At 63.9% G+C, this 8,296-nt stretch carries 14 protein-coding genes; all 14 read left to right on the forward strand.

The genetic code is table 11. The features are described 5' to 3' along the window. The coding region (locus DB708_RS20960; RefSeq protein WP_133251040.1) for a hypothetical protein at positions 1 to 401 on the forward strand (401 nt) is incomplete at its 5' end. Continuing rightward, complete coding sequence (locus DB708_RS20965) at positions 401 to 1,897, forward strand: hypothetical protein (protein WP_235616872.1); 1,497 nt, start codon at positions 401 to 403, stop codon at positions 1,895 to 1,897. The genes DB708_RS20960 and DB708_RS20965, both read left to right, overlap by 1 nt. Before the next feature lie 447 nt (positions 1,898 to 2,344). After that, entirely contained in the window at positions 2,345 to 2,650 is a 306-nt protein-coding gene (rpsJ, locus tag DB708_RS20975; RefSeq protein ID WP_003873519.1) for a 30S ribosomal protein S10, read from the forward strand. A 15-nt stretch (positions 2,651 to 2,665) separates the two neighbouring features. Further along, positions 2,666 to 3,319: a 50S ribosomal protein L3 gene (gene rplC / locus DB708_RS20980; RefSeq protein ID WP_108925328.1), complete on the forward strand. Its 654-nt coding sequence runs from the start codon at positions 2,666 to 2,668 to the stop codon at positions 3,317 to 3,319. Beyond that, positions 3,319 to 3,987, forward strand: coding sequence for a 50S ribosomal protein L4 (gene rplD, locus DB708_RS20985; RefSeq protein ID WP_108925330.1), 669 nt, complete (start codon positions 3,319 to 3,321; stop codon positions 3,985 to 3,987). The genes rplC and rplD overlap by 1 nt, the downstream gene beginning before the upstream one ends. After that, positions 3,987 to 4,289 (forward strand): 50S ribosomal protein L23, encoded by a 303-nt coding sequence (gene rplW / locus DB708_RS20990; protein ID WP_108925332.1) that lies wholly within the window; start codon positions 3,987 to 3,989, stop codon positions 4,287 to 4,289. Before rplD ends, rplW begins: the two co-directional genes overlap by 1 nt. A 29-nt stretch (positions 4,290 to 4,318) precedes the next feature. Next, on the forward strand, positions 4,319 to 5,161 hold the full coding sequence (rplB, locus tag DB708_RS20995) for a 50S ribosomal protein L2 (RefSeq protein ID WP_108925333.1): 843 nt from the start codon (positions 4,319 to 4,321) through the stop codon (positions 5,159 to 5,161). 18 nt (positions 5,162 to 5,179) lie between these two features. Then, positions 5,180 to 5,461, forward strand: coding sequence for a 30S ribosomal protein S19 (rpsS, locus tag DB708_RS21000; protein WP_025738376.1), 282 nt, complete (start codon positions 5,180 to 5,182; stop codon positions 5,459 to 5,461). Beyond that, positions 5,458 to 6,051 (forward strand): 50S ribosomal protein L22, encoded by a 594-nt coding sequence (gene rplV / locus DB708_RS21005; protein WP_108925335.1) that lies wholly within the window; start codon positions 5,458 to 5,460, stop codon positions 6,049 to 6,051. The genes rpsS and rplV overlap by 4 nt, the downstream gene beginning before the upstream one ends. Then, positions 6,051 to 6,887 carry a 30S ribosomal protein S3 gene (gene rpsC, locus DB708_RS21010; protein WP_108925337.1) on the forward strand — a complete coding sequence of 279 codons (837 nt, stop codon included), beginning with the start codon at positions 6,051 to 6,053 and terminating at the stop codon, positions 6,885 to 6,887. The genes rplV and rpsC overlap by 1 nt, the downstream gene beginning before the upstream one ends. Before the next feature lie 3 nt (positions 6,888 to 6,890). Next, positions 6,891 to 7,307: a 50S ribosomal protein L16 gene (rplP, locus tag DB708_RS21015; protein ID WP_096284779.1), complete on the forward strand. Its 417-nt coding sequence runs from the start codon at positions 6,891 to 6,893 to the stop codon at positions 7,305 to 7,307. After that, the gene (gene rpmC / locus DB708_RS21020; RefSeq protein ID WP_108925338.1) at positions 7,307 to 7,540 is read left to right on the forward strand and encodes a 50S ribosomal protein L29; all 234 of its coding nucleotides are present in this window, start codon (positions 7,307 to 7,309) and stop codon (positions 7,538 to 7,540) included. The genes rplP and rpmC overlap by 1 nt, the downstream gene beginning before the upstream one ends. Continuing rightward, complete coding sequence (gene rpsQ, locus DB708_RS21025) at positions 7,540 to 7,884, forward strand: 30S ribosomal protein S17 (protein ID WP_108925340.1); 345 nt, start codon at positions 7,540 to 7,542, stop codon at positions 7,882 to 7,884. The genes rpmC and rpsQ overlap by 1 nt, the downstream gene beginning before the upstream one ends. Before the next feature lie 136 nt (positions 7,885 to 8,020). Then, positions 8,021 to 8,296 (forward strand): sulfatase-like hydrolase/transferase (locus DB708_RS21030; RefSeq protein ID WP_165839882.1); only part of this gene is annotated, 276 nt, incomplete at its 3' end.

Raw genomic sequence — 8,296 nt, forward strand, 5'->3', positions numbered from 1 at the left:
CGCTGGGCGCCCAAGTAACCGACAGGTTCGAGACCTATCACGTCATGAACCCCCACGACGACGACGACATCGGGCCCGACCAGTACCTCGACTGGGTGATTGAAGCCGGTTATCCCATCGAGCGCGTCGATGACTTTGGGGAGTGGTTGCAGCGGTTTGAGACTCGCCTGCGTGCTTTATCGGAACCACAGCGTCGGCACTCACTGTTGGAGATGGTGCTGCTGCGTGAGTCCAATGATCTAGAGGCCCCACCGCCGTCGCGCGAACGCACAGCACCAACCGACCGATTTCGTGCAGCGGTGCAACAAGCCCAAATCGGCGCCACCAACGACATCCCACACGTCTCGGCGCCGATCATCCTCAAATACATCACCAACCTGCAACTGCTCGGATTGCTCTGATGTCTCCACTCTTGATTTCGTTGGCAGTAGTTGGCGAGCTTGGCGCCGCCCGGCGACGCGTGGGACTTCGTGAACACGCGTACGTGTCAGCCCCCAGACGCCTTTCACGAGCCGTCCTTAAACGCCGCGCATCCGACGTCGATACGCAACAGGATCATTCGCTCGCATTCGGCGACCACGGCTTTTTCACATTGCATCGCGCCATCGGCTGCAATCTCGTTATCCAGTGTGTGTGGGTTTATGACACCGATATCGACATCGATGGGCTCAAGCAGTTTCACCACAATCTCGGTTTGGGGTTATTGCGACGGCGTATCGAGTGTTCGCCGCTGAAGTTTGCGCGGAATAGGTGGGTCTTAGGCGAGGAACCAGTGGACATCGATATCGCGGCGTACGCCCGTCCACGCGCTGAACTCAATGATTGGGCTGACGAGCGCTCAATACTGCCTGTAGACCCGGAGCGCGGGCCTGGTTGGCATCTCGGTCTTCTTCCCCTGACGGACGGTTCGACCGCGGTCACCTTGGTGTGTTCCCACTACCTGGTCGACGGTTTCGGGCTAATCGGCGCTGTCACTGATGCGGTCTTGGGCAACACACGCGATCTGGGTTTGCCGCCGCCGGATTCACGCACTCGACGGCGCGCGCTGGCTCAGGACGCCCGCCGCACCGTACGGGATGTGCCTGAAGTAGCGCGTGCGGTTGCCGCGGTGACAAAACGGGCTCGTCGCCTTCGCGGTGCCGGCCAGCCATCGGTATCGCGTCCCGTCAACGCAGGTGAACGCGACGACGATGACACCGTCGTCGCGCCGACTGTCACGATCCAGGTCAGCTCAGACGACTGGGGGGCTTGTGCGGACGCTCTTGGTGGAACGTCTCAGACGTTGGTTGCCGGGTGGGCTGTGAAATTCGCGGAGCGCATGGGGCGTCAACGTCCCGGTGACGGTGCCGTCACTTTGTCCCTTCCGATCAGCGAGCGCCCGGCGGGGGAGATGCATGCGAACGCAACGTCCTTTGTAACCACCTCGGTGACCACCAGCCTCGATCCGACGCTGGTAACGGTCGATCTGCGTGCCGTCCGCGCGGCCATCAAGCAGGGGCTGGGGACGCTACGGCAGGCAGGCGATGATTCATTGCAGTACCTCCGGCTGGTTGGGTTCAGGAGGAAGCAGGTGTGGAAACGGTTGTTCGATGCGATGTCCGCCGACCCTGATTCCACGGTGATTTGCTCTTACCTCGGCGAGGTGGACCCGGCGTTTTGCCGTCTCGACGGCACTGACTCTGAGTGGATCATGGCGCGAGTGGTCAACCAAGACGAAAGACGGCAGTGCCTTGAACGAGTCGGCGGCCAAATGATCGTGCAGTCTTGGCGCATCCAAGACTCGATTCGGCTCAGTATCCACGCTTATCAACCGGGTGTGCAGAACACCCGGCGCGCCTTATGTGAATTGGCCGAAAAGACACTGGCTGACTTCGGCCTGACTGGCACGATCGACTAAATCGATGGACCGTACGACCGGCGCCACCAGACCTCGGGAGTGGCCGAGCGCGTTGGGTCATCAGGGGCTTGATTTGTGCTGATACCCGGTCCTGACAGCGCCCAACAAGTGTGCGGAAAGAGGATGCTCCCGGGATTTGGTCGATGCCACGATCTAGGGCATACTGTTCGGGTTGCCTTGAGCCGGGTTCGCGCCTGGCCGGGCATACGACCAGCGCCCAAACGGGCGCGTCCGGTCCCATCCTTGTAGCGACCATTTTTTGGCCGCGAACGAGGCTGCGTTTGGGTGACACGCCCGACCGCGGGGGCCGGTGGACCACGACAGGTAAACAGCGGCGCAGTATCCGGCGCGGCGCTCGACCGGCCCCAATGGGTCGGGTTTGAGTCGGCGCGTCGGGGGCACCAGGCCCGGATAACGGGCCTCAAGAGGAGTGAGGGTAGGAGAAGCGTGGCGGGACAGAAGATCCGCATCAGGCTTAAGGCCTACGACCATGAGGCCATCGATGCCTCGGCGCGCAAGATCGTCGAGACCGTCGTCCGTACGGGTGCCAGCGTCGTAGGGCCGGTGCCGCTGCCGACCGAGAAAAACGTGTATTGCGTCATCCGCTCCCCGCATAAGTACAAGGACTCGCGGGAGCACTTCGAGATGCGTACGCACAAGCGGTTGATCGACATCCTTGATCCGACGCCGAAGACCGTTGACGCGCTGATGCGCATCGATCTTCCGGCCAGTGTCGACGTCAACATCCAGTAGGGGGTCGGCGAACTCATGGCAAGAAAAGGCATTCTGGGTACCAAGCTGGGCATGACGCAGGTGTTCGACGAGAACAACCGCGTCGTGCCGGTGACTGTGGTCAAGGCGGGGCCCAACGTCGTGACGCGGATCCGTACCCCGGAGCTTGACGGCTACAGCGCCGTGCAGTTGGCCTACGGTGAGATCAGCCCGCGGAAAGTCAACAAGCCCGTCACGGGTCAGTACGCCGCCGCGGGTGTGAACCCGCGCCGTCACTTAGCTGAGCTGCGTTTGGACAACCCCGACGCGGCAGCCGAATACGAGGTCGGTCAGGAGTTGACGGCCGAGATCTTCGCCGACGGCGCCTACGTCGACGTGACCGGTACCTCCAAGGGCAAGGGCTTCGCCGGCACCATGAAGCGTCACGGCTTCAGCGGCCAGGGCGCTAGCCACGGTGCTCAGGCGGTGCATCGCCGTCCGGGCTCGATCGGCGGCTGCGCCACTCCTTCACGCGTGTTCAAGGGCACGCGGATGGCGGGCCGGATGGGTAGCGACCGGGTGACCGTCCAGAACCTGGTGGTGCACAAGGTCGATGCCGAGAACGGTGTGCTGTTGATCAAGGGCGCGGTCCCCGGCCGCACCGGCGGACTCGTGGTGGTCCGCAGTGCGATCAAACGAGGTGAAAAGTAATGGCAGCGGTAAAGATTGATGTAAAGACGCCGGACGGCAAGGTCGACGGTTCCATCGAGCTGCCCGCCGAGTTGTTCGACGCGCCGGCCAATATTGCGTTGATGCACCAGGTGGTCACCGCGCAGCGAGCGGCGGCCCGCCAGGGCACGCACTCGACCAAGACGCGCGGCGAGGTCAGCGGTGGTGGCCGTAAGCCCTACCGGCAGAAGGGCACCGGACGCGCTCGGCAGGGTTCGACGCGCGCCCCGCAGTTCGCCGGTGGTGGTGTCGTGCACGGCCCCAAGCCGCGCGACTACAGCCAGCGCACGCCCAAGAAGATGATCGCGGCGGCGTTGCGCGGGGCGCTGTCCGACCGGGCCCGCAATGGCCGCATCCACGCGGTCACCGAGCTGGTGTCGGGTCAGACTCCGTCTACCAAGAGCGCCAAGGCGTTTCTGAGCACGCTGACCGATCGCAAGCAGGTGCTGGTCGTGATCGGCCGCACCGACGAGGCCGGCGCCAAGAGCGTGCGCAACCTGCCAGGTGTGCACATCCTGTCGCCCGGTCAGCTCAACACCTATGACGTGCTGCGCTCCGATGACGTGGTGTTCAGCGTCGAGGCGCTCAACGCCTACATCGCGGCAGCAACGGGCAACGCTGACAACAATGATGTGGAGGTTTCGGCCTGATGGCGACCGTCACCGACCCACGCGACATCATCTTGGCTCCGGTCATCTCCGAGAAGTCCTACAGCCTGCTCGACGACAACGTGTACACCTTCGTGGTGCACCCCGATTCGAACAAGACGCAGATCAAGATCGCTATCGAGAAGATCTTCTCCGTCAAGGTCGCATCGGTGAACACCGCGAACCGGCAGGGCAAGCGGAAGCGCACCCGGACGGGATTTGGCAAGCGCAAGGGCACCAAGCGCGCGATTGTCACCCTGGCCCCGGGCAGCAAGCCGATTGACCTGTTCGGAGCACCGGCCTAGCCGGGCCCGAGAGAAAGACCTGATAAGACATGGCAATTCGCAAATACAAACCGACGACCCCGGGTCGTCGCGGCGCGAGCGTGTCCGACTTCGCCGAGGTCACTCGCTCAGAGCCGGAGAAGTCGCTGGTGCGTCCGCTGCACGGGCACGGTGGGCGTAATGCTCACGGCCGCATCACCACTCGTCACAAGGGTGGTGGTCACAAGCGTGCCTACCGGGTGATCGACTTCCGGCGCAACGACAAAGACGGCGTCAACGCCAAGGTCGCACACATCGAATACGACCCGAACCGCACCGCCAACATCGCGCTGCTGCACTTCCTGGATGGCGAGAAGCGCTACATCATCGCCCCACAGGGACTCTCGCAGGGCGACGTGGTGGAGTCCGGCGCCAACGCCGACATCAAGCCCGGCAACAACCTGCCGTTGCGCAACATCCCGGCCGGTACGTTGGTCCACGCCGTGGAGCTGCGACCGGGCGGCGGTGCCAAGATGGCGCGGTCAGCCGGGTCGAGCATCCAGTTGCTCGGTAAAGAGGGCACCTACGCATCGCTGCGTATGCCCAGTGGTGAGATCCGTCGCGTCGACGTGCGCTGCCGCGCCACCGTCGGCGAGGTGGGCAACGCCGAGCAGGCGAACATCAACTGGGGCAAGGCCGGTCGTATGCGCTGGAAGGGCAAGCGTCCGACCGTCCGTGGTGTCGTGATGAACCCGGTAGACCATCCACACGGTGGTGGTGAGGGTAAGACCTCCGGTGGTCGTCACCCGGTCAGCCCCTGGGGTAAGCCCGAGGGCCGTACCCGTAAGCCGAACAAGGTCAGTAACAAGCTCATAGTCCGACGCCGGCGCACCGGCAAGAAGCACGGTCGCTAGGAAGTCGAGGAGTAACAGATGCCACGCAGCCTTAAAAAGGGACCGTTCGTCGACGACCACCTGCTCAAGAAGGTGGACGTGCAGAACGAGAAGAACAGCAAGCAGGTCATCAAGACCTGGTCGCGTCGTTCGACGATCATTCCGGATTTCATTGGCCACACATTTGCGGTGCACGACGGTCGCAAGCACGTCCCGGTGTTCGTCACCGAGGCGATGGTCGGCCACAAGCTCGGCGAATTCGCGCCGACGCGCACCTTCAAGGGGCACATCAAGGACGACCGGAAGGCCAAGCGCCGATGAGCACCACGACGACTGAATTTCCCTCGGCGACAGCCGTCGCACGGTTTGTGCGGGTGTCGCCGACAAAAGCGCGCCGGGTGATCGACCTGGTGCGTGGCAAGTCGGTGACCGACGCGCTCGACATCTTGCGCTGGGCGCCACAGGCCGCTAGCGAGCCGGTCGCCAAGGTGATCGCCAGTGCCGCGGCCAACGCGCAGAACAACAACGGATTGGACCCGGCGACCCTGGTGATCGCCACGGTCTACGCCGACGGCGGTCCGACCGCCAAGCGCATCCGGCCTCGGGCGCAGGGCCGCGCGTTCCGGATCCGCCGGCGCACCAGTCACATCACCGTCGTGCTGGAAAGCCGCCCGAGCAAGGACCAGCAGTCCTCTAAGTCGTCGCGGACGCGCCGCGCCGAGGGCAGCAAGGCAGCCGCGAAAGCACCGGCCAAGAAGGCGCCGGCGAAGAAGGCTGATTCTGGTCCGAAAGCCAACAAGGCGCCGGCGAAGAAGGCGCCTGCCAAGAAGGCTGCGGCGAAATCCGCTGAGGCCAAGGCAGAAACTGCGGCAACGTCTGAGACTTCTGACGCGAAGGGAGGCTCAGACTAGTGGGCCAGAAGATCAATCCGCACGGCTTCCGGTTGGGGATTACCACCGACTGGAAGTCTCGCTGGTACGCCGACAAGCAGTACGCCGACTACGTCAAGGAAGACGTCGCGATCCGCCGGCTGCTGTCGACCGGTCTGGAGCGCGCCGGCATCGCCGACGTGGAGATCGAGCGCACCCGCGACCGCGTTCGGGTCGACATCCACACCGCGCGTCCCGGCATCGTCATCGGCCGCCGCGGCACCGAGGCTGACCGGATTCGTGCGGACCTGGAGAAGCTGACCGGCAAGCAGGTCCAGCTGAACATCCTCGAGGTCAAAAACCCGGAGTCGCAAGCACAATTGGTGGCCCAGGGTGTGGCCGAGCAGCTGAGCAACCGCGTGGCGTTCCGCCGCGCAATGCGTAAGGCCATCCAGTCGGCGATGCGTCAGCCCAACGTCAAGGGCATCCGGGTGCAGTGCTCGGGCCGCCTCGGTGGCGCCGAGATGAGCCGTTCGGAGTTCTACCGCGAGGGCCGCGTGCCGCTGCACACCCTGCGCGCCGATATCGACTACGGCCTGTACGAGGCCAAGACCACCTTCGGCCGGATCGGTGTGAAGGTGTGGATTTACAAGGGCGACATCGTCGGCGGCAAGCGCGAATTGGCCGCTGCCGCACCGGCAGGTGCCGACCGTCCGCGTCGCGAACGGCCGTCGGGCACCCGCCCGCGCCGCAGCGGCTCATCGGGTACCACGGCCACCAGCACTGAGGCTGGACGGGCCGCCGGCGCCGAAGAAAGTACGGCATCTGCCGCGGCCGACAGTGCGCCTGCCCCCGAACCGCAGAGCACGGAGAGCTGAATCATGTTGATTCCCCGCAGAGTTAAGCACCGTAAGCAACACCATCCCCGCCAGCGCGGCATCGCCAGCGGTGGCACGGAGGTTAACTTCGGCGACTTCGGTATCCAGGCCCTCGAGCACGCCTACGTTACCAACCGGCAGATCGAGTCCGCGCGTATCGCGATCAACCGGCACATCAAGCGTGGCGGCAAGGTGTGGATCAACGTATTCCCGGACCGTCCGCTGACCAAGAAGCCCGCGGAAACCCGGATGGGTTCCGGTAAGGGCTCCCCGGAGTGGTGGGTCGTCAACGTCAAGCCGGGCCGGGTGCTGTTCGAGCTCAGCTATCCCAACGAGCAGACCGCGCGGGAAGCGCTGACCCGTGCAATCCACAAGTTGCCGATCAAGGCACGCATCATCACCCGAGAGGATCAGTTCTGATGGCAGTGGGCATTTCGCCTGGCGAACTGCGTGAGCTCACCGACGAGGAGCTGACCGACCGCTTGCGCGAATCCAAGGAGGAGCTGTTCAACCTCCGCTTCCAGATGGCGACGGGACAGCTCAGCAACAACCGCCGGCTACGCACGGTGCGTTCGGAAATCGCCCGTGTGTACACGGTGCTGCGTGAACGAGAGCTGGGCCTGGCGTCCGGACCCGACGGTAAGGATTCCTGATGGCAGAAGCTAAGGCCGCACCCAAGAAGGCCGCTGCGAAGGATGGCGCTTCGAAAGAGAAGGGCCCCCAGCACACTCCCGCGAACCCGAAGACGCGTGGCCGGCGTAAGACGCGCATCGGCTACGTGGTGAGCGACAAGATGCAGAAGACCATCGTGGTCGAGCTGGAAGACCGCATGCGTCACTCGCTGTACGGCAAGATCATCCGGACCACCAAGAAGGTCAAAGCGCACGACGAGGACAGCGTCGCTGGCATCGGCGACCGCGTCTCGCTGATGGAGACGCGTCCCACATCGGCCACCAAGCGGTGGCGTCTCGTCGAGGTGCTGGAAAAGGCCAAGTAACTCCAAGCGACCAAGGAACGCCCGGGACTTCATAGTCTCGGGCGTTTCGCTTTGGCGAGCTGAGGGCACCGCCCGCCGAGCGTAGCGCCACTGCGAAAAAAGATCGGAATTTTCGCAGTGGCGCTACGCTCGGCGCATGTCCACTGACTCGCGAGACTTTCAAGGCAAGATCGAGCTGGATATTCGTGATTCGGAGCCGGATTGGGGTCCGTACGCGGCGCCGACGGCGCCGGAGGGTTCGCCGAATGTCCTGTATTTGGTGTGGGATGACACGGGCATCGCGACCTGGGATTGTTTCGGTGGCCTGGTGGAGATGCCCGCGATGACGCGGATCGCCGAGCGTGGTGTGCGGTTGTCGCAGTTCCATACGACTGCGCTGTGTTCACCGACGCGGGCGTCGCTGCTGACTGGT

This window comes from Mycobacterium montefiorense, from assembly GCF_003112775.1.
Classification (GTDB): domain Bacteria; phylum Actinomycetota; class Actinomycetes; order Mycobacteriales; family Mycobacteriaceae; genus Mycobacterium; species Mycobacterium montefiorense.

Coding starts and splice junctions, on each gene's coding strand:
- DB708_RS20965 (WP_235616872.1), top strand. CDS start 401: ATGTCTCCACTCTTGATTTCGTTGGCAGTAGTTGGCGAGCTTGGCGCC.
- rplC (WP_108925328.1), top strand. CDS start 2,666: ATGGCAAGAAAAGGCATTCTGGGTACCAAGCTGGGCATGACGCAGGTG.
- rplD (WP_108925330.1), top strand. CDS start 3,319: ATGGCAGCGGTAAAGATTGATGTAAAGACGCCGGACGGCAAGGTCGAC.
- rplW (WP_108925332.1), top strand. CDS start 3,987: ATGGCGACCGTCACCGACCCACGCGACATCATCTTGGCTCCGGTCATC.
- rplB (WP_108925333.1), top strand. CDS start 4,319: ATGGCAATTCGCAAATACAAACCGACGACCCCGGGTCGTCGCGGCGCG.
- rpsS (WP_025738376.1), top strand. CDS start 5,180: ATGCCACGCAGCCTTAAAAAGGGACCGTTCGTCGACGACCACCTGCTC.
- rplV (WP_108925335.1), top strand. CDS start 5,458: ATGAGCACCACGACGACTGAATTTCCCTCGGCGACAGCCGTCGCACGG.
- rplP (WP_096284779.1), top strand. CDS start 6,891: ATGTTGATTCCCCGCAGAGTTAAGCACCGTAAGCAACACCATCCCCGC.
- rpmC (WP_108925338.1), top strand. CDS start 7,307: ATGGCAGTGGGCATTTCGCCTGGCGAACTGCGTGAGCTCACCGACGAG.
- rpsQ (WP_108925340.1), top strand. CDS start 7,540: ATGGCAGAAGCTAAGGCCGCACCCAAGAAGGCCGCTGCGAAGGATGGC.